At 66.7% G+C, this 17,941-nt stretch carries 18 protein-coding genes; 13 read left to right on the forward strand and 5 right to left on the reverse strand.

Annotation, left to right across the window (positions count from 1 at the left end):
• The first annotated feature begins 15 nt into the window (after nucleotides 1-15).
• Both ACSQ23_RS09695 and ACSQ23_RS09700 read left to right on the forward strand, forming a co-directional pair.
• Entirely contained in the window at nucleotides 16-1,806 is a 1,791-nt protein-coding gene (locus tag ACSQ23_RS09695) for an ABC transporter ATP-binding protein (protein WP_436090483.1), read from the forward strand.
• 17 nt (nucleotides 1,807-1,823) lie between these two features.
• Complete coding sequence (locus ACSQ23_RS09700; RefSeq protein WP_436090484.1) at nucleotides 1,824-2,714, forward strand: CehA/McbA family metallohydrolase; 891 nt, start codon at nucleotides 1,824-1,826, stop codon at nucleotides 2,712-2,714.
• Nucleotides 2,715-2,941: 227 nt separating this feature from the next.
• Here the strand turns inward: ACSQ23_RS09700 and ACSQ23_RS09705 are convergent, their stop codons facing one another.
• The 4 genes from ACSQ23_RS09705 to ACSQ23_RS09720 form a co-directional block, all read right to left on the reverse strand.
• Nucleotides 2,942-4,126 (reverse strand): L-talarate/galactarate dehydratase, encoded by a 1,185-nt coding sequence (locus ACSQ23_RS09705; protein WP_436090485.1) that lies wholly within the window; start codon nucleotides 4,124-4,126, stop codon nucleotides 2,942-2,944.
• 101 nt (nucleotides 4,127-4,227) lie between these two features.
• Nucleotides 4,228-4,956 (reverse strand): FadR/GntR family transcriptional regulator, encoded by a 729-nt coding sequence (locus ACSQ23_RS09710; protein ID WP_436090486.1) that lies wholly within the window; start codon nucleotides 4,954-4,956, stop codon nucleotides 4,228-4,230.
• 118 nt (nucleotides 4,957-5,074) lie between these two features.
• Entirely contained in the window at nucleotides 5,075-6,280 is a 1,206-nt protein-coding gene (locus ACSQ23_RS09715) for an MFS transporter (protein WP_436090487.1), read from the reverse strand.
• Between the two features lie 152 nt (nucleotides 6,281-6,432).
• A complete protein-coding gene (locus tag ACSQ23_RS09720) occupies nucleotides 6,433-7,341 on the reverse strand; it encodes an alpha/beta hydrolase (RefSeq protein WP_055887120.1) in 909 nt (302 codons plus the stop codon).
• A 236-nt stretch (nucleotides 7,342-7,577) separates the two neighbouring features.
• Between ACSQ23_RS09720 and ACSQ23_RS09725 the strand changes: the two genes are divergently transcribed.
• From ACSQ23_RS09725 to ACSQ23_RS09770, 10 genes are all read left to right on the forward strand, one after another.
• Nucleotides 7,578-7,811, forward strand: coding sequence for a hypothetical protein (locus tag ACSQ23_RS09725; RefSeq protein WP_055887117.1), 234 nt, complete (start codon nucleotides 7,578-7,580; stop codon nucleotides 7,809-7,811).
• Nucleotides 7,811-8,056, forward strand: coding sequence for a hypothetical protein (locus ACSQ23_RS09730; RefSeq protein WP_055887190.1), 246 nt, complete (start codon nucleotides 7,811-7,813; stop codon nucleotides 8,054-8,056). Before ACSQ23_RS09725 ends, ACSQ23_RS09730 begins: the two co-directional genes overlap by 1 nt.
• 65 nt (nucleotides 8,057-8,121) lie before the next feature.
• Nucleotides 8,122-8,448, forward strand: coding sequence for a hypothetical protein (locus tag ACSQ23_RS09735; RefSeq protein WP_156387464.1), 327 nt, complete (start codon nucleotides 8,122-8,124; stop codon nucleotides 8,446-8,448).
• Nucleotides 8,449-8,460: 12 nt separating this feature from the next.
• Nucleotides 8,461-8,550 carry a K(+)-transporting ATPase subunit F gene (gene kdpF, locus ACSQ23_RS09740; protein ID WP_055887114.1) on the forward strand — a complete coding sequence of 30 codons (90 nt, stop codon included), beginning with the start codon at nucleotides 8,461-8,463 and terminating at the stop codon, nucleotides 8,548-8,550.
• A gap of 25 nt (nucleotides 8,551-8,575) precedes the next feature.
• Entirely contained in the window at nucleotides 8,576-10,279 is a 1,704-nt protein-coding gene (gene kdpA / locus ACSQ23_RS09745; RefSeq protein WP_055887111.1) for a potassium-transporting ATPase subunit KdpA, read from the forward strand.
• Nucleotides 10,280-10,352: 73 nt separating this feature from the next.
• A complete protein-coding gene (kdpB, locus tag ACSQ23_RS09750) occupies nucleotides 10,353-12,407 on the forward strand; it encodes a potassium-transporting ATPase subunit KdpB (RefSeq protein WP_055887108.1) in 2,055 nt (684 codons plus the stop codon).
• Nucleotides 12,408-12,418: 11 nt separating this feature from the next.
• Nucleotides 12,419-12,988 (forward strand): potassium-transporting ATPase subunit KdpC, encoded by a 570-nt coding sequence (gene kdpC, locus ACSQ23_RS09755; protein ID WP_055887105.1) that lies wholly within the window; start codon nucleotides 12,419-12,421, stop codon nucleotides 12,986-12,988.
• 66 nt (nucleotides 12,989-13,054) lie between these two features.
• Nucleotides 13,055-15,742 (forward strand): sensor histidine kinase, encoded by a 2,688-nt coding sequence (locus ACSQ23_RS09760; protein WP_055887102.1) that lies wholly within the window; start codon nucleotides 13,055-13,057, stop codon nucleotides 15,740-15,742.
• Nucleotides 15,739-16,461, forward strand: a complete 723-nt coding sequence (locus ACSQ23_RS09765; RefSeq protein ID WP_055887099.1) for a response regulator transcription factor — start codon at nucleotides 15,739-15,741, stop codon at nucleotides 16,459-16,461. The genes ACSQ23_RS09760 and ACSQ23_RS09765 overlap by 4 nt, the downstream gene beginning before the upstream one ends.
• Nucleotides 16,462-16,470: 9 nt before the next feature.
• Nucleotides 16,471-16,914 (forward strand): PTS sugar transporter subunit IIA, encoded by a 444-nt coding sequence (locus ACSQ23_RS09770; protein ID WP_055887096.1) that lies wholly within the window; start codon nucleotides 16,471-16,473, stop codon nucleotides 16,912-16,914.
• A 92-nt stretch (nucleotides 16,915-17,006) separates the two neighbouring features.
• Here the strand turns inward: ACSQ23_RS09770 and ACSQ23_RS09775 are convergent, their stop codons facing one another.
• On the reverse strand, nucleotides 17,007-17,144 hold the full coding sequence (locus ACSQ23_RS09775; RefSeq protein ID WP_436090488.1) for a hypothetical protein: 138 nt from the start codon (nucleotides 17,142-17,144) through the stop codon (nucleotides 17,007-17,009).
• Nucleotides 17,145-17,259: 115 nt separating this feature from the next.
• Between ACSQ23_RS09775 and ACSQ23_RS09780 the strand changes: the two genes are divergently transcribed.
• Entirely contained in the window at nucleotides 17,260-17,931 is a 672-nt protein-coding gene (locus ACSQ23_RS09780; protein WP_436090489.1) for a phosphatase PAP2 family protein, read from the forward strand.
• Nucleotides 17,932-17,941 lie beyond the last annotated feature (10 nt).

The raw sequence follows: 17,941 nt of genomic DNA on the forward strand, positions 1-17,941 counted from the left end.
TGTACGGAGCCCACGATGAGCAACACCGCCATCCTCGATGTCGACAGCCTGAAGGTTGTGTTCGAAACCGATAACTATCCGGTCGTCGCCGTCGACGGGCTGAGCTTCGAGATCCGTTCGGGCGAGTGCGTCGCGGTGGTGGGCGAGTCCGGGTCGGGCAAGTCGGTGACGGCGATGTCGATCCTCGGGCTCGGCAAGTTCTCCGGTGGCCGGATCGCCGAAGGCGCCATCCGCTTCCGTCGCAAGGACGCGAGAGTGGTCGACCTGGCTGTCGCGGAGGAGGGCGTGCTGCGCGCCATTCGCGGCAACGAGATCGCCATGGTGTTTCAGGAGCCGATGACCTCGCTGAACCCGGTGTTCACCGTGGGCGAGCAGATCGCCGAAGTGATCCGGCTGCACCAGAAGGCCGATGCCGCCGAGGCGGCGCGCCAGGCGGTGGAACTCCTGAAGCGCGTGCGCATCCCTGAGCCGGAACGGCGCTTCACCCAATATCCGCATGAGCTGTCGGGCGGCATGCGGCAGCGCGTGGTGATCGCCATTGCGCTCGCCTGTTCGCCGCGCCTGCTGATCGCCGACGAACCGACCACGGCGCTCGACGTGACCATCCAGGCGCAGATCCTCGAACTAGTGCGCAGCCTTGCCGCCGAGGGCGATATGGCGGTGCTGTTCATCACCCACGACATGGGCGTCGTCGCTGAAATGGCCGACCGCGTGGTGGTGATGCGACACGGCAGGAAGGTCGAGGAGGCGGCAACGCGCGAACTCTTCGCGCACCCGCGCGAAGCCTATACCAAGCAGTTGCTCGCCGCGGTGCCGCGGCTCGGCTCGATGCAGGGGGCCAGCCGGCCGGCAAAGTTCGGCGAGGCGCTGACGCACGACGTGCCCCCGACGCATCTGCCCTTGCTCGAGGTGAAGCACCTCATCACCCGCTTCCCGGTCAAGAAGGGCGTGTTGCAGCGCCATGTCGCCAATGTGCACGCGGTGGACGACGTGTCGTTCAGTATCGGCAGCGGCGAGACGCTGGCGCTGGTCGGCGAATCCGGTTGCGGCAAGTCGACCACCGGCCGCTCGGTGCTGCGGCTGGTCGAGCCGAAATCGGGCAGCGTCACGCTCGAGGGCGACGAACTCACCCGCCTTTCCGGCGACGCGTTGCGCAAGAAACGCCGCGACATGCAGATCATCTTCCAGGACCCCTATGCGGCGCTCGATCCGCGGCTCACTGCCTTTGAGCAGGTGGCCGAGCCGCTGGTGATCCATGGCGTCGAAGCGGGCTCGGCGCTGCGCGACCGGGTGGTCGGGCTGATCCGGCGCGTCGGGCTTTCAGACGAACAGCTCGAACGCTATCCGCACGAGTTCTCCGGTGGCCAACGCCAGCGGCTCTGCATTGCCCGGGCGCTCACCCTGTCGCCCAAGCTGATCGTCGCCGATGAGCCGGTCTCGGCGCTCGATGTCTCGATCCAGGCGCAGGTGGTCAACCTGATGATCGAGCTGCAGCAGGAACTGGGGCTGAGCTACCTGTTCATCTCGCATGACATGGCGGTGGTGGAGCGGGTCAGCCATCGCGTCGCCGTGATGCATATGGGCCGGATCGTCGAGATGGGGCCGCGCAATGCGGTGTTCGGCGATCCGCGCCATCCCTATACGCGCACCTTGCTCGCCGCCGTGCCCAACCCCGATCCGACCGCGCCACGCCGTGCGGTGCCGGCGGCCGGCCTGCTGCCTTCGCCGATCTATTCGGTCGGCCATGACCCCGTGCCACCGCGCTATGACGAGGTCGGGGCCAACCATTTCGTTCTCGCCGCTTGATGCTCTCGGAGACCACTATGCTTTCGGCCTTTTCCGCCCCCGGCCGCTTCTGGAAGGGGAACCTCCATACCCACTCGAACCGCTCGGACGGTGCGCTCGAGCCGGCCGAGGTCTGCCGCCGCTATCGCGAGGCGGGCTATGATTTCCTCTGCCTCTCCGATCATTTCCTCAAGCAGTACAGCTTCCCGCTGACCGACACCCGCGACTATCGCACCGAGGGTTTCACCACGCTGATCGGCGCGGAACTGCACGCGCCGGCGACGCATCTGGGCGATCTCTGGCATATCCTCGCCGTCGGTCTGCCGCAGGACTTCGCCGCGACACCGGAAGGCGAGGACGGGCCGGCCCTGGCGCGCCGCGCCGCGGCGGCCGGCGCCTTTGTCGGCATTGCCCACCCGCAATGGTATGGGCTCGATTTCACCGATGGGTTATCGCTCGATGCGGCGCATGCAGTCGAGATCTACAACCACACCTGCGAGATGCTGTCGGCCCGGCCGGATGGCGTGGCGCTGTTCGACGACCTGATGACCCGCGGCCGTAAGCTCACCGGCTTTGCTTCCGACGACGCGCACTTCCATTCCAACGACAGCTTTGGTGGCTGGGTGCAGGTGAAATCCGAAACGCTCGAGCCCGACGCGCTGCTCGCAGCGCTGAAGGCCGGGAATTACTACGCCAGTACCGGCCCGGAGATTGTCGCGATCGACCGCGATGGCGACCGGCTGAGCGTTGCTGCCTCGCCAGTCCGCAGCATCGTCCTGGCCGGCCCCGGCGCCAAATCGGCGGTGGTGCATGGCGAGGCCATCACCACGGCCGAGCTCGATCTCAGCCGCTTCGCCGGCGGCTGGTGCCGGGTGGTCGTCACCGACATCAATGGCAAGCGGGCGTGGGCGCAGCCGTTCGAGGTTTAGATCGCTTCAGGGATGGGTGGGGTGGCCGGTTGCGGGAGGTGAGCTGGCCTTATCCGGCGGACGAGATGGTCCACGGGCCCGCCTCCCCACCGGCTGTAATCCCAGCGAAAGCTGGGATCCAACCATCAGCTGGCGCGGGGGGTGAAATGGGTCCCAGCTTTCGCTGGGATGACATCGAGTTGGTGGGGCAAACTGTGCCCCATTGACGAGATGTCCCTACGGGAAAATCACCGCCGCTTGCCGACTTCGGCGCTGTCCACCGTCCACGCTACGGCCTGCTCACTCAGCGTAAACCCGAGGCCGGGGCGGTCGGAGACGAGCATGCGCCCGTCCTTGATTTCGAGATGCTCGTTGAACAGCGGGTCGAGCCAGTCGAAATGCTCGACCCAGGTGTCATGGGCATAGGCGGCGGCGAGATGCAGGTGGATCTCCATGGCGAAGTGCGGCGCCATTTTGAGATATTTCTGCTCGGCGATGGTGGCGATCTTCAGGAACTGGGTGATGCCGCCGACCCGTGGCGCGTCGGGCTGGATAAAATCCACGGCGTCGTGCTGGATCAGATTGAGATGCTCGGCAACGCTGGTCAGCATTTCGCCTGAGGCGATCGGGGTCACCAGTTGCGCCGCCAGCCGGGCATGGCCCTCGACGTCGTAAGCATCGAGCGGCTCTTCGATCCAGACCAGGTTGAACTCTTCCAGCGCGCGGCCGACGCGCTCGGCGGTCGGGCGGTCCCATTGCTGGTTGGCATCGACCATCAGCGGCACGCGGTCGCCGACGACCTTGCGCACCGCATCGAGCCGGGCGAGGTCGGCCATCGGGTCGGGCTGGCCGACTTTGACCTTCAGCCCACCGATGCCGGCGGCGATCGAGGCTTCGCAGTTTTCCACCAGTTGCTCGACCGGGGTGGAGAGGAACCCGCCCGAGGTATTGTAGCAGCGCAACGAGTCGCGGCGCGCTCCGAGGAGCTTGGCCAGTGGCAGGCCGGCGCGTTTGGCCTTCATGTCCCACAGCGCCACGTCGAAGGCGGCGATGGCCTGCGTTGCGAGCCCGCTGCGGCCGACCGAGGCGCCGGCCCAGACCAGCTTGTCCCACAGCCGGGCGATATCATTGGGATCTTCGCCGATCAGGTTGGGCGCAATCTCTCGGGCATGGGCGTAGAGGCCATAGCCGCCGGCGCGCTTCGAATAGGAAAAGCCGATGCCGTGGTGGCCGCGCTCGCTCTCGATCTCGGCGAACAGCATCGCCACTTCGGTCAGCGGCTTCTGCCGACCGGTCAGCACCTTGGCGTCGCTGATCGGCGCCTTCAGCGGCAACAGGATCAGTGACAGTTTTATCCAGGCGATGCGATCGGTGGTCGCCACTCCGGGGGCCAGTCCGGCGAGGGGGCCGGCGGCAGGGATGTTTGTCGTCATCGGGAGACTCCGGGGTCAGGCATGGTCATCAGGGCTGGAGGGGCGACGTCCTGTCCCGTGTCGCGCTGTGCGGTGAAAGGGCTGCAGAGTCATATGACAAGCTATGGCGTATTGGCCTGGATCAGCGCGCGATAGCGCTGCTGGCTGCCCTTGAGGTGCTTGCGCATCGCCTCGCGCGCCGCGGCTTCATCGGCATTGGCGACAGCCTGGGCGATCTGGCGATGCTCGTCGAGGATGCGGTCGAGATAGGAGGCGCGCACCGCCTCGGCGCCATTGGTCTGGATGGCAAAGCGGGGGATGGCGGCCTGGCCCAGGAGGTCGAGGAACTCGGCGAAGCGCGGGTTATTGGTGGCAGCAGCGATGGCGTGGTGGAAGGCGAAATCCGCCTCGTTGGAGCGCTCGCCGCGAGCGATCTGCGCCGCCACCACATTGTGGGTGCGGAAGATCTCTTCTTCCTGCTGCGGCGAGCGGCGGAGCGCGGCGAGCCCGGCGGCCTCGATCTCGACTGCGGCGCGCAGCTCAAGGGTTTCGAGGATCGAGGAGATCCGCGCCGGATCGATGCTCTGGAAGGCGAAGGCGGCGGGCGCGGTGCGGGCGGTGACGAAAACGCCGGCCCCCTGGTGCGACTCGACGATGCCATCGGCCTGCAAGCTGGCCACCGCTTCGCGCACCACGGTACGGCTGACGGCGAAGCGCTCGGTGAGGTGCGATTGCGACGGCAGCTTGTCGCCGACACTGAAACGGCCGGAGGCGATTTCGGCGCGCAACTCCTCGCTGACCTGTTTGACCAGGCTGCCGCGGGCGCGGCCAACCGGCAGCAGATCTGTCATGAGTTGGCCCCCCTCTGCCCCGCCGACAAACGGGTACGGAGCAGCATATATCGCCGCTTGGCGGATGCAAACCGGCTGGTACGACAAGTGTGGCTGGCCGCGCTTTTCGAACCGAGGTTCAGCCGCTGAGGGTGTCGACCTTGCGCAAGGCCGGGAACAGGCGGGACCAGAGCAGCACCACTGCGAGGGTGCCGATGCCGCCGAAGGCGACGGCGGCGACCGGGCCCATGAAGCCGGCGAAGACGCCGGCGCGGAACTCGCCGAGTTGGTTCGAGGTGCCGATGAACAATGAGTTCACGGCGTTGACCCGGCCACGCATGTGGTCGGGGGTGAGGAGCTGGACCAGCGAACTGCGCACCACGACGCTCACCGTATCGGAGGCGCCGAGGATGACCAGCATCACCACCGAGAGCACGATATTGGTCGAATAGGCGAAGACAATGGTGGCGATCCCGAAGATAGCGACGGCCCACAGCATCTTGATGCCGACCCGGTGCTGCAGCGGGAAGCGGGCGAGCAGCAGCGACATCACCACGGCGCCGATCGCCGGAGCCATGCGGAGAAAGCCGAGGGCCCAGGGGCCGGCATGGAGGATGTCGCGGGCATAGACCGGCAGCATGGCGGTGGCGCCGCCGAGCAGCACGGCGAACAGATCGAGCGAGATCGAGCCCAGCATCACCGGTTTGCTCTTGATGAACACCACCCCGGCGAACACCGACTCGAAGGTCATCGGGGCACGGGCGGGGAGGGTGGCGGGCTTGTCGATCTTCAAGACGTTGTAGCTGGCGACGAGGAACAAGACGCCTGATGCGAGGAACGGCACCACATCGCCGAAACCATAGAGAATACCGCCGAGCGCCGGGCCGATGATCAGCGCGGTCTGCATCACCGAGGTCGAGGTGGCGACGGCGCTCTGCAATTGCGCGGTGGGGACGATCCCCGGCAGCAGCGCCGCCATACTGGGCCGCTCGAAGGCCTGCGCGGCGCCGAGCACGGTCACCGCGGCAAAGACGCCCCAGGTCGGCAGCCAGCCCTGCCAGATACCGAGCGCGATGAAGCCCATGGTGACGGCCTCGATCACCTGGCAGACGAGACCGATCTGGCGGCGGTCGAACTGGTCGGCGACGTGCCCGGCCAGGAAGGTCAGCACCAGCATGGGCAGGAACTGGAACAGCCCGACCAGCCCGAGGTCGAACGGGTTGCGGGTGCGATCGTAGATCAGCCAGCCGATCGCCACCGCCGAACCCTGGAACGCCACCGAAGACAGCGCCCGTGACGAGAGGAAATGGCGGAACGAGGGGATGTGGATGACGTGGGAGGGCATTGGGTGGCCAGTGAGCATATCGAGCGGGTTGGCTCAAGCGGGACGATAGTTGGGTTGGGGTGAGGCGTGGGCAGGGAGCTGCGCTAAGTCGCTAGCGCTCCTAAGCTGCGCTTGCCCTCTCCCCTGAGGGGGGGGACGCCGACTGCCAGGCCTCAACCGGAGTGCAGCAGCCCCCGTACCCCCAACCAGCTCTGCAGCATCTCGGCCCAGGGGTCCGACAACAGCCCCGATTTGCCAAACCCAAAACCGTGGGCGCCGTTGCCGAAGACGTGCAGTTCGGCGGGGATGCCAGCGCTGTGCCAGGCCTCGTAGAGGCGGACGGCGGAGAGCGGGGCGACGGATTTGTCGTCGTCGGAAATGGCGAGGAACAGCGGCGGCGCATCCGCCGGTAGCGGCAGGCCGGCGCGCCAGGCGGGGTAGATGCCGACGGCGAAATCCGGGCGGCTATCGGCATCATGCTCGAACACCGGGCCCATGGTGACGGCGCCGCCGGCCGAGAAGCCGCCGATGCCGATGCGGGTGGGGTCGAGGCCCCAGTCGGCGGCGTGCTGACGGACGAAGCGGATGGCCTGCCTGCCGTCCTCCTCGCCCCAGAGGCGCGCCTCGGCGATGGCGGGGTTCGACGGGGGCGCGGCGCCCATCGGGCCGGGCTGGTGCAGGCGGCGCTGCAGCTCGTTGCGGAAATCGAGCAGCTCGGCGTCGGCTTCGGGCGTCTCTGCCAGGCGGTATTTCAGCACGAAGGCAGTGATGCCGAGCCCGGCGAGCCAGCGGGCCATGTCGTAGCCCTCGTGGTCGATCATCAGGAAATGGAAGGCGCCGCCGGGAGCGACGATCATCGCTGTGCCGTTGGCCTTGCCGGGCTCGGGCAGGAAGGCGGTGAGCGTGGGGACGACGACGTTGCGGGTCAGCCGTCGGCTCGCCGTGGTCCACGGGATCTGCATGGTCGATTCCCGATGTGTCCAGTGCTCCGACCCGGGGGCGCGACCCTCGCCGGGCCAGATGCGGTAGATGCCGGCGGCGTCGGGTGCCTCGGGCGGCCGCTGCTGGTCGATGGCGTTCATGTCGTCTTCCTCTTGTATGGTAGTCTTGCATTGTGGTCAGCGCGGCGCCGAGGGCAAGTGATTTGCAGCATTGGCGGATCAGTGGCGGGGCATAGGTGCGACGGCTATTTCTTCGGTTCGGCCGCCCAATCGAATTCCTACGCGCGCCTCGCCTAGCCTTGGGATCGCGGTGCTGCCGGTCGATCCGGCCGCCGCTGATCGGGCCGGCAGACCGGCCGCAACCAGGACTTTGAGAGATGTACACCCCTCGCTACGGCATGCATTACGTCGCGCAGCGGACCAGCCAAACACGGCTCGCCGCCCTCCGCCAGCAGCAGGAAACCACCATGGGGCGATCGCGCGGCGTGGCGCCGCCATCGCTCCATGACGAAGAGGCGGGGGCGCTATGGCGCATGCTGACCACGGTCGGCGTGGTGTTCGTGGTGCTGCTCGGTGGCGTCGTCGCCATGTGGGCCGCGGGGCTCGCATGATGCGCGGCGCAGCAGTGACTGCCCCCGCGCACCAGGGCCGCTTCATGGTCGGGCGCGACATCAGCGGCAACTGGATCGTCAGCGACAGCCTGGGGCTCACCGGTGGGGTGTTCACCGACCGGCAGGCGGCGGTGCATTTCGCCATGGCGGAGAGCGACTACGCGCCGGGCGAGGTTTGCGCAGCGCCGCCCGGGCTGGTGCTGAGTTTGGACGCGGTGTTTGCGTCGGCGCGCAAGACCGGGTGACAACGCTGCACCCGGCGCGAGCTGACCCCCACCCTTAATCCCTCCCCGCAAGGGGGAGGGAGACGATGGCCTCGACGCTGGTGTTTTGGTCTCCCTCCCCTTGCGGGGAGGGGGACAGGGGTGGGGGGCGGCTCGCACCGGCTTCCAAGTCGCCAAAACCCCTATGGGATTCCTATTTCTTTCCGATCGGTCCGTTCTCGAAACCCTATGCGGGGCGGGCGCATATCTCACCCAGCATTTTCGACCACCCGGCCGCTGCCGCCCTCCGGCGGCGGCGGTCGTGCACGCTTCTCGATAGGAGAAACCACACCATGGACATCGCTGTCCTCGCGATCGGCGCAGTCTTTTTCGCCCTCGCCTTTGCCTACGTTGCCGTCTGCGACAAGCTCTGAGAGGCCATCGCCATGCTGCTCGATTTCATCCTCGGAGGCGCGGTGACGCTGTTCCTCCTCGTCTACCTGGTTTTCGCCCTCGTTCGTCCCGAGCGCTTCTAGCGCCAGGACTGAGAAAGCTCCTCCCATGACCTTACTCGGCTGGTTTCAGATCCTGGTTTTCTGCGGGATCATCGTTCTGCTCGTCAAACCGCTCGGCGGCTACATGACGCGCGTTTTCAACGGCGAGGGCACCTGGCTACAGCCGGTGCTCCGTCCCATCGAGCGCGGACTCTACCGCGTCGCCGGCACCCGGGAGGACGAGGAACAGAACTGGGTCACCTACGCGGTGGCCCTGCTGCTGTTCAACCTCGCCGGCTTTGTCGTGCTCTACCTGCTGCAGCGGTTCCAGGCGGCATTGCCGCTGAACCCGGCCGGCATGGTGGCCGTGGGGCCCGAACTCGCTTTCAACACCGCCGCCAGCTTCGTCGCCAACACCAACTGGCAGAGCTATGGCGGCGAGACCACCATGAGCTACCTGACGCAGATGCTCGGGCTTGCGGTGCAGAACTTCGTTTCAGCCGCCACCGGTATCGCCGTCGCCATGGCGGTGATCCGCGCCTTCTCGCGCAAGTCGATGTCGACACTCGGCAATTTCTGGGTCGATATCGTGCGCGCCACCTTCTACGTGCTGCTGCCGATCTGCGTCGTCGGTACCCTCGTCCTCGTCTGGCAGGGTGTGCCGCAGAACCTCGACGCCTATACGACCGCCGTGACGCTGGAAGGCGCGCAGCAGTCCATCGCGCAGGGCCCGGTGGCCTCGCAGATGATGATCAAGTACCTGGGCACCAATGGCGGCGGCTTCTTCAACGTCAATGCCGCGCACCCGTTTGAGAACCCGACGGCGCTGACCAACCTGATCTCGATGGTCTCGATCTTCGCCATCGGCGCCGCGCTCACCAATGTGTTCGGCCGCATGGTCGGCAATCAGAAGCAGGGTTGGGCGATCTTCATCACCATGGGCATCCTGTTCGTCGTGGGCGTCGTCGTCTGTTACTGGGCGGAAGCCGCGGGCAACCCGCTGGTGCATGCGCTCGGCATCGATGGCGGCAACATGGAGGGCAAGGAAGTGCGCTTCGGCGTGCCGCTGAGCGCCCTGTTCGCGGTGATCACCACGGCCGCCTCCTGCGGCGCGGTCAACGCCATGCATGACAGCTTCATGGCGCTCGGCGGCATGATCCCGCTGATCAACATGATGCTGGGCGAAATCATCATCGGCGGTGTCGGCGCCGGCTTTTACGGCATCGTGCTGTTCGTCGTGGTGGCGATCTTCGTTGCCGGGCTGATGGTCGGCCGCACGCCCGAATATCTGGGCAAGAAGATCGAGGCCAAGGAAGTGAAGATGGCGATGCTCGCCATCCTCTGCCTGCCGCTCGCCATGCTGGGCTTCACCGCCATCAGCGTGGTGCTGCCATTCGGGGTGTCGTCGATCTGGAACCCCGGTCCGCACGGTTTCTCGGAGGTGCTCTACGCCTATACCTCGGCGGCGGCGAACAACGGTTCGGCCTTCGCCGGCCTCTCGGCCAACACCCCCTGGTACAACATCACGCTCGGCATCGGCATGCTGATGGGGCGGTTCCTGGTGATCATTCCGGCGCTGGCGCTGGCCGGCTCGCTGGTTGCGAAGAAAACCGTGCCGGCCTCGGCCGGGACGCTCCCCACCCATGGTGCGCTGTTCATCGGGCTGCTGCTCGGCGTCATCCTGGTCGTCGGCGGGCTGACCTTCATCCCGGCGCTGGCGCTCGGGCCGATCGCCGAGCACCTGGCGATGCTCGCGGGCCAGACCTTCTGATGCGCACCCACACAGATCCAGCGCGGCGCTCGCCTGAGCCCGCCGCGCCTCTCTCAACCTCTTGGAGGCTCTGATGAGCCAGTTGAAATCGGCGAGCCTGTTCGACACTCGCATTCTCGTTCCCGCCATTGGCGGGGCGTTCAGGAAACTGAACCCGAAAAGCCTGATCAAGAACCCGGTGATGTTCGTCGTCGCCGTCGTCTCCGCCTTCACCACGGTGCTGTTCGTCAAGGACCTGCTGACCGGTTCGGGTAATCTGGGTTTCGCCTTCCAGATCAACCTCTGGCTGTGGTTCACCGTGCTGTTCGCCAACTTCGCCGAAGCGGTGGCAGAAGGGCGCGGCAAGGCGCAGGCGGACTCGCTGCGCCGCGCCCGCACTGAGACGCAGGCCAAGCTGCTGCCGCCCGAGGGGCGCGGCAGCTTCCGGATGGTGCCGGGCACCAGCCTCAAGGTCGGCGACATCGTCATGGTCGAAGCGGGTGACATCATCCCGTCCGACGGCGAAGTGATCGAAGGCATCGCCTCGGTCAACGAAGCGGCGATAACCGGTGAATCGGCTCCGGTGATCCGCGAGTCCGGTGGCGACCGCTCGGCGGTAACCGGCGGCACCCAGGTGCTGAGCGACTGGATCCGGGTGCGCATCACCGCCGCCCCGGGCTCGACCTTTCTCGATCGCATGATCTCGCTGGTCGAAGGCGCCGAGCGGCAGAAGACGCCGAACGAGATCGCGCTGAATATCCTCCTCGCCGGCATGACGCTGATCTTCGTGCTCGCCGTCGCCACCATCCCGGGCTTTGTCGCCTATGCCGGCGGCAACGTGCCGATGGTGGTGCTGGTGGCGCTGTTCGTGACGCTGATCCCCACCACCATCGGGGCGCTGCTCTCGGCCATCGGCATTGCCGGCATGGACCGGCTGGTGCGCTTCAATGTCCTCGCCATGTCGGGCCGCGCCGTCGAAGCAGCTGGTGACGTCGATACCCTGCTGCTCGACAAGACCGGCACGATCACGCTCGGCAACCGGCAGGCGACGGCATTCCGTCCGGTCGCCGGCGTCACCGAGGCCGATCTCGCCGACGCGGCGCAGCTGGCTTCGCTCGCCGACGAGACGCCTGAGGGCCGCTCGATCGTCGTCCTCGCCAAGGACAAATACGGCATCCGTGGCCGCGACATGCAAAGCCTCAATGCCAGCTTCGTGCCGTTCACGGCGCAGAGCCGGATGAGCGGCGTCGATGTCGGCGGCTCGTCGATCCGCAAGGGCGCGGTCGATGCGGTGCTGAAATATGTCGGGGAAGGCGCGGCCAACAGCGCCGACACCATCCGAGAGATCCGCACGATTTCCGACGAGATCGCCAAATCCGGCGCCACGCCTCTGGCGGTGGCCCGCGATGGCAAGCTGCTCGGCATCGTGCAGCTCAAGGATATCGTCAAGGGCGGCATCCGCGAGCGCTTTGCGGAACTGCGCCGCATGGGCATCCGCACGGTGATGATCACCGGCGACAACCCGATGACCGCGGCGGCGATCGCGGCGGAAGCGGGTGTCGACGATTTCCTCGCCCAGGCGACACCGGAGAACAAACTGAACCTGATCCGCGAAGAACAGGCCAAGGGCAAGCTGGTCGCCATGTGCGGCGACGGCACCAACGACGCGCCGGCGCTGGCGCAGGCGGATGTCGGCGTCGCCATGAACACCGGTACGGTGGCGGCGCGCGAGGCCGGCAACATGGTCGACCTCGACAGCGATCCAACCAAGCTGATCGAGATCGTCGAGATCGGCAAACAGTTGCTGATGACCCGCGGGGCGCTGACGACCTTCTCGATCGCCAACGACATCGCCAAGTATTTCGCCATCATCCCGGCGATGTTCCTGGCGTTCTACCCGCAGCTCAGCGCGCTCAACGTCATGGGGCTGGCGACGCCGGAAAGCGCCATCCTCTCGGCCATCATTTTCAACGCCCTGATCATCGTGGCGCTGATCCCGCTTAGCCTGCGCGGCGTGAAGTATCGCGCCGTCGGGGCAGGGGCGCTGCTGAGCCGTAACCTCCTCGTCTACGGGCTGGGCGGCATCATCGTGCCGTTCGCCGGCATCAAGGCCATCGACATGGCGATCACCGCCATCGGCCTCGCGTAAGGACATTCGAAATGCTGAAGCAACTGAGACCAGCATTGATCATGATCGTCGCCCTGACGATCATTACCGGGCTGCTCTATCCGGTCGCCATGACCGGGCTGGCGCAGGCGCTGTTCCCGCATGAGGCGCATGGCAGCCTGATCGAGAAGGATAGCCAGGTGATCGGCTCGGAACTGATCGGGCAGCTCTTCACCGCGCCGCGCTACTTCCATGGCCGGCCCTCGGCCGCCGGCGATGGCTACAATGCCGCCGCCTCGTCGGGTTCCAACCTGGGGCCGACCAACCCGGCGCTGCTCGAGCGGATCAAGACCGAGGCCGCGGTGCTAAAGGCCGAGAATCCCAACGCGCCGGTGCCGATGGATCTCGTCACCACTTCGGGCAGCGGGCTCGACCCGCACATCACGCCGGAAGCGGCGTATTTCCAGGTGCCGCGCGTCGCCAAGGAGCGCGGCATGGATGAGGCCGCGCTTACCGAGCTGGTGCGCCGGCATGTCGAGGCGCCGCAGCTCGGCTTCATGGGCGAGCCGGTGGTGAATGTCTTGAAACTCAACCTGGCGCTCGATGGCGCCAGCGCATCCTGACACGATATAGGTGGGACGCGGCATCGGCCGCGCCCTGCTGTTCCCCGCGGCAGGCGGAGAGACGCAATGAATAACGGCCGACCGTCCCCCGATGCGCTGCTTGCCGAAGCCGAACGCGAAAACCGCGGTCGGCTGAAGATCTTTCTCGGCGCGGCGCCGGGGGTGGGCAAGACCTATGAGATGCTGATGTCGGGGCGCGCCAAGCTCGCCGAGGGCATCGACGTGGTGATCGGCGTGGTCGAGACGCATGGCCGCAAGGAGACCGAGGCGCTGGTCACCGGCTTCGAGGTCATCCCGCGGGTCGAGATCGATTACAAGGGGCGGGCGCTCGAGGAGATGGACCTCGACGCCATCCTCAATCGCCGCCCGCAGCTGGTGCTGGTCGATGAGCTGGCGCACACCAACGCGGCCGGCAGCCGCCATCCCAAGCGCTACCTCGACGTCGAGGAGCTGTTGTCGCGCGGCATCGATGTCTACACCACGGTCAATGTGCAGCATGTCGAGAGCCTTAACGACGTGGTGGCGCAGATTACCCGGATCCGGGTGCGCGAGACGGTGCCGGATTCGATCATCGATCGGGCCGACGACATCGAGATCATCGACATCACGCCCGACGACCTGTTGAAGCGGCTGCACGACGGCAAGGTCTATGTGCCGACCACGGCGCGGCGCGCCGTCGAGAACTATTTCTCACCCGGCAACCTCACGGCGCTGCGCGAGCTGGCGTTGCGACGCACGGCGCAGCGGGTCGACGACCAGCTGCTCAGCCACATGCAGAGCCACGCCATCAATGGCCCATGGGCGGCGGGCGAGCGGGTGCTGGTCTGTGTCGACGAACAGGCGCGCGGGCCGTCGCTGGTGCGCTACGCGCGGCGACTGGCCGACCGGCTGCGCGGGCCATTCGTCGCCCTCAATATCGAGACGGTGCGGACGGCGGCGGTATCGGATGCCGGCAAGGACCAGCTGGCCGCGAGCCTTCGCCTCGCCGAACAGCTGGGCGGCGAGGCCGTGGTGCTGCCCGGCCAGCATATCGCCACCGAGATCGTGCGTTACGCCGCCGCCAACAACGTCACCCACATTGTCATCGGCAAGCCGCAGAAGCCGCAATGGCGCGAGTGGCTGCAGGGCTCGGTATCGCACGACCTGATCCGCCATGCCGGCGATATCAGCGTGCATGTCATCGCCGGCACCGTGGAAAAGGCAGTGAAGCCGGCGGCAGGGCTGGCGCCGGTGACGCCGTCGCGCTTCGAGCTGCTGCCCTACCTGTTGAGCACCTTCTATGTCGCAGTGGCGCTCGGCGCCGGCCTGTTGCTCGACCGGGTGCTCGACGTCACCAATATCGCGCTGGTGTTCCTGATGGCGGTGCTGGCGGCGGCGCTGAGTTTCGGGTTCGGTGCAGCCTTGTTTGCCTCGCTGCTCAGTGCCCTGCTGCTCAACTTCTTTTTCCTCAAGCCGCTCTACACGCTCAACATCAGCGACCCCGAAAGCGTCATCGCGCTGGGGTTCTTCCTCGGCGTGGCGTTCATTGCCTCCAACCTGACCGCGCGGGTGCAGCGCCAGGCGGCGGCGGCGCGGCAGCGGGCCCGCACCACCGAGGACCTCTATCTGTTTTCGAAGAAGCTCGCCGGCACGAGTACGCTCGACGACGTGCTGTGGGCCACCGCCTACCAGATCGCTTCGATGCTGAAGCTGCGCGTCGTGCTGCTGCTGCCGGAGAATGGCGGCATTGCGGTGAAGGCCGGCTACCCGCCCGAGGATACACTCGATGAGGCCGATGTCGCGGCCGCCCGCTGGGCCTGGGAGAACGACCGCGCCGCCGGCCGCGGCGCCGATACGCTGCCCGGCGCCAAGCGGCTCTATCTGCCGCTGAAGACCGGGCGGACGCCGGTGGGGGTGGTGGGGCTCGACAATGACAAGCCGGGGCCGCTGCTCACCCCGGACCAGCGCCGGCTGCTCGATGCGCTGACCGACCAGGCGGCGGTGGCGATCGAACGCATCCAGCTGGTCGATGATGTCGAACGGGCGAAGCTCGCCGCGGAAGCCGACCGGCTGCGCTCGGCGCTGCTGACTTCGATCTCGCATGACCTGAAGACCCCGTTGGCGGCGATCCTCGGCGCCGCCGGGATGCTGCGCGAGCCACCTGAGGGGCTCGGCAAGGATGACGAAGCCGAACTGCTCGGCACGGTGGTTGACGAATCCGAGCGGCTCAACCGCTTCATCGCCAACCTCCTCGACATGACGCGGATCGAATCCGGCGCGACGGCGCCCAATGCCGGGCTGCACTTTGTCGGCGATGTCGTCGGTACGGCGCTGCAGCGGACGCAGAAGATCACCGCCGGGCACGCCGTCGCCGTCGATATCCCGGCCGAGCTGCCGATGGTCAATGTCGATCCGGTGCTGTTCGAGCAGGTGCTGTTCAACCTGATCGACAATGCCGCGAAATATGCACCCGCGGGCACGACAATCGGGCTCAAGGGTTGGGCCGACGGGACCTCCGTGGTGCTGCAGGTGATCGATGAGGGCCCGGGCATTCCGCCCGAGGATCTCGAGCGGGTGTTCGACAGCTTCTATCGGGTGCGGAAAGGCGACCAGGTGCGGGCCGGAACCGGGCTTGGCCTTGCCATCTGCCGAGGCTTCGTCGAGGCGATGGGTGGGACGATTTCCGCCGCGAACCGGCAGGAGCGGACCGGCGCCGTCTTCACCATCAGGATGCCGATCCCCAAGCAAACTCCAGACCTGGGTGAGCTGAAATGACCAATTCAGGCGTGAAGATCCTCGTCGTCGACGACGAACCGCCGATCCGCAAGCTGTTGCGCATGGGGCTCGGGGCGCAGGGCTATGCGATCACCGAAGCCGGCAACGGCAAGTTCGCGCTCGAAGCGCTCGCGGCGGAGCGGCCAGACCTGATCCTCCTTGATCTCGGCCTGCCCGATATTTCGGGGCACGATCTCCTCGCCCGCTGGCGCGACGAAGGCCTCGACCTGCCGGTGGTGGTGTTGTCGAGCCGTACCGACGAGGCGGGGATCGTGAGGGCACTGGAGCTCGGCGCCGATGACTATGTGACCAAGCCCTTCGGCATGAACGAGCTCGCCGCCCGCATCCGGGTGGCGCTCCGGCATCGGCTGCAGCAGCAGGGCGAGCGCCCGGTGTTCGTCACCGGCGGGCTGTCGGTCGATCTGGTCAAGCGGATCGTCAAGGTCGACGGCAAGGAGGTGAAGCTCTCGCCCAAGGAATACGACATCCTGCGCCTCCTGGTGCAGCATGCCGGCAAGGTGCTGACCCACCATTTTCTGCTCGAGCAGGTGTGGGACAGCACCACCGATGTGCAGTACCTGCGCGTTTATGTCCGGCAGTTGCGCCAGAAAATCGAACAGACGCCCGACCAGCCGCGTTACATCACCACCGAAACCGGCGTGGGCTACCGCCTGCACGAGGCCGATCCGATCGAGCCGACGCCGGCCGACCCTAACTAGAGTTATGCCATGAACATCGCCGAACTGCTCCGACCGGAAAACGTGCTGGTCGACCTCGACGCGTCCTCCAAGCCGCAATTGCTGCAGCAACTGTCGGAACGTGCCGCGCGAGCTACCGGCCTCGACCAGGCGGCGGTGTTCAACGGACTCAGCCATCGCGAGACGCTCGGCTCGACCGGGATCGGGCAGGGCATCGCCATTCCGCACAGCGCGCCCGCCGGGCTCGCCACGCCATTTGCGCTGCTGGCGCGAACGGCGAAGCCAGTGGAGTTCGACGCGGTCGATGATCGGCCGGTCGACCTGGTGTTCCTGCTGCTGTCGCCGGCCGACCGGACCTCGCACCTCAAGGCGCTGTCGGTGGTGTCGCGGCAACTGCGGTCGGCCGGGGTGACGGAACGGCTGCGGCGGGCGCGGACGGCGGCGGAGATGTATGCGGCGATGACGGGGGAGTAAGAGGGCCGGTTGCGCCAGACTTGCAGTCGGCGCGCCCTCCCCCGTAAACGGGAGAGGGCCGCCGACTGCTGGCCTCAGCGGGCAAGCAGAACTCAACCCACCAGTACGGATACAACCGCCGCCACGACCACCGGCAGGCCGACGATGCCGGCGATCAGCAGCAGGCCGTTGCGCCAGTCGCGGTCGCGCGCGGAGAGTTGGGGCTTGTTGCCGGTCGGCAGGGTGGGCATATCGGCCTCATCGAATTGGACCCGAGATGCTACTGCCGTCCCGCATAGGGATTCGATTGGCGCCGGAACGGTTTGATATAGGAATCCCATAACCCGGACCGAGAGGACCATCGTCATGCCTACACCCCGCCGCGTCTATCTGGGGGCGCTTGCCGCCGCGGCGCTGCTTGGCGGCTTCGGGCTGATCGCCGATGCGGTGACCGATGGCGATACGCTCGGCCTCGACACCGCGGTGCTGATGGCGCTCCGTACCCCCGGCGACCCGGCCGACCCGATCGGGCCGAGCTGGTTCGAGGAGGCGGTGCGCGACATCACGGCGCTTGGCAGCTTCTCGGTGCTCGGCATCATCGTGATCTTGGTGTTCGTTTACCTGCTGTTGGTTGGGAAACACCGGACGGGCTGGTTCATGGCCTTCGCCGTGCTGGGCGGCACCATTCTCAGCACCGTGCTGAAGATGCTGTTCGACCGGCCGCGACCCGACCTCACCGGCGTCGCCGAAGTGTTCACTGCCAGCTTTCCGAGCGGGCACGCGACGGTCTCGGCCGTGGTGTTCCTCACCATCGGCGCCATGCTGGCCGAGTCTTCACCGGAGCGGCAGCTGAAGCGCTTCTTCGTCGGGGTGGCGATTGCGCTCACTCTGCTGGTCGGGGTGAGCCGGATCTACTTGGGCGTCCACTACCCCACCGACGTGCTGGCCGGCTGGTCGCTCGGCGCGGCCTGGGCACTGCTGTGCACGACGGCAGCGCATTTTGTGCGGGAACGGGCGGCGGCGCCGCCTCGCCTCTGATGGAAAAGGG

It is taken from the genome of Devosia sp. LjRoot16 (assembly GCF_964252795.1).
In the GTDB taxonomy this organism is placed as follows: domain Bacteria; phylum Pseudomonadota; class Alphaproteobacteria; order Rhizobiales; family Devosiaceae; genus Devosia_A.

Excerpts from the sequence above, each read along its gene's own strand:
- ACSQ23_RS09705 (WP_436090485.1), bottom strand. The coding sequence starts at position 4,126 with ATGACGACAAACATCCCTGCCGCCGGCCCCCTCGCCGGACTGGCCCCC.
- ACSQ23_RS09695 (WP_436090483.1), top strand. The coding sequence starts at position 16 with ATGAGCAACACCGCCATCCTCGATGTCGACAGCCTGAAGGTTGTGTTC.
- ACSQ23_RS09765 (WP_055887099.1), top strand. The coding sequence starts at position 15,739 with ATGACCAATTCAGGCGTGAAGATCCTCGTCGTCGACGACGAACCGCCG.
- ACSQ23_RS09770 (WP_055887096.1), top strand. The coding sequence starts at position 16,471 with ATGAACATCGCCGAACTGCTCCGACCGGAAAACGTGCTGGTCGACCTC.
- ACSQ23_RS09725 (WP_055887117.1), top strand. The coding sequence starts at position 7,578 with ATGTACACCCCTCGCTACGGCATGCATTACGTCGCGCAGCGGACCAGC.
- kdpA (WP_055887111.1), top strand. The coding sequence starts at position 8,576 with ATGACCTTACTCGGCTGGTTTCAGATCCTGGTTTTCTGCGGGATCATC.
- kdpC (WP_055887105.1), top strand. The coding sequence starts at position 12,419 with ATGCTGAAGCAACTGAGACCAGCATTGATCATGATCGTCGCCCTGACG.
- ACSQ23_RS09715 (WP_436090487.1), bottom strand. The coding sequence starts at position 6,280 with ATGCCCTCCCACGTCATCCACATCCCCTCGTTCCGCCATTTCCTCTCG.
- ACSQ23_RS09730 (WP_055887190.1), top strand. The coding sequence starts at position 7,811 with ATGCGCGGCGCAGCAGTGACTGCCCCCGCGCACCAGGGCCGCTTCATG.
- ACSQ23_RS09775 (WP_436090488.1), bottom strand. The coding sequence starts at position 17,144 with ATGCCCACCCTGCCGACCGGCAACAAGCCCCAACTCTCCGCGCGCGAC.
- ACSQ23_RS09720 (WP_055887120.1), bottom strand. The coding sequence starts at position 7,341 with ATGAACGCCATCGACCAGCAGCGGCCGCCCGAGGCACCCGACGCCGCC.
- ACSQ23_RS09780 (WP_436090489.1), top strand. The coding sequence starts at position 17,260 with ATGCCTACACCCCGCCGCGTCTATCTGGGGGCGCTTGCCGCCGCGGCG.
- ACSQ23_RS09710 (WP_436090486.1), bottom strand. The coding sequence starts at position 4,956 with ATGACAGATCTGCTGCCGGTTGGCCGCGCCCGCGGCAGCCTGGTCAAA.
- ACSQ23_RS09760 (WP_055887102.1), top strand. The coding sequence starts at position 13,055 with ATGAATAACGGCCGACCGTCCCCCGATGCGCTGCTTGCCGAAGCCGAA.
- ACSQ23_RS09735 (WP_156387464.1), top strand. The coding sequence starts at position 8,122 with ATGGCCTCGACGCTGGTGTTTTGGTCTCCCTCCCCTTGCGGGGAGGGG.
- kdpB (WP_055887108.1), top strand. The coding sequence starts at position 10,353 with ATGAGCCAGTTGAAATCGGCGAGCCTGTTCGACACTCGCATTCTCGTT.
- ACSQ23_RS09700 (WP_436090484.1), top strand. The coding sequence starts at position 1,824 with ATGCTTTCGGCCTTTTCCGCCCCCGGCCGCTTCTGGAAGGGGAACCTC.
- kdpF (WP_055887114.1), top strand. The coding sequence starts at position 8,461 with ATGCTGCTCGATTTCATCCTCGGAGGCGCGGTGACGCTGTTCCTCCTC.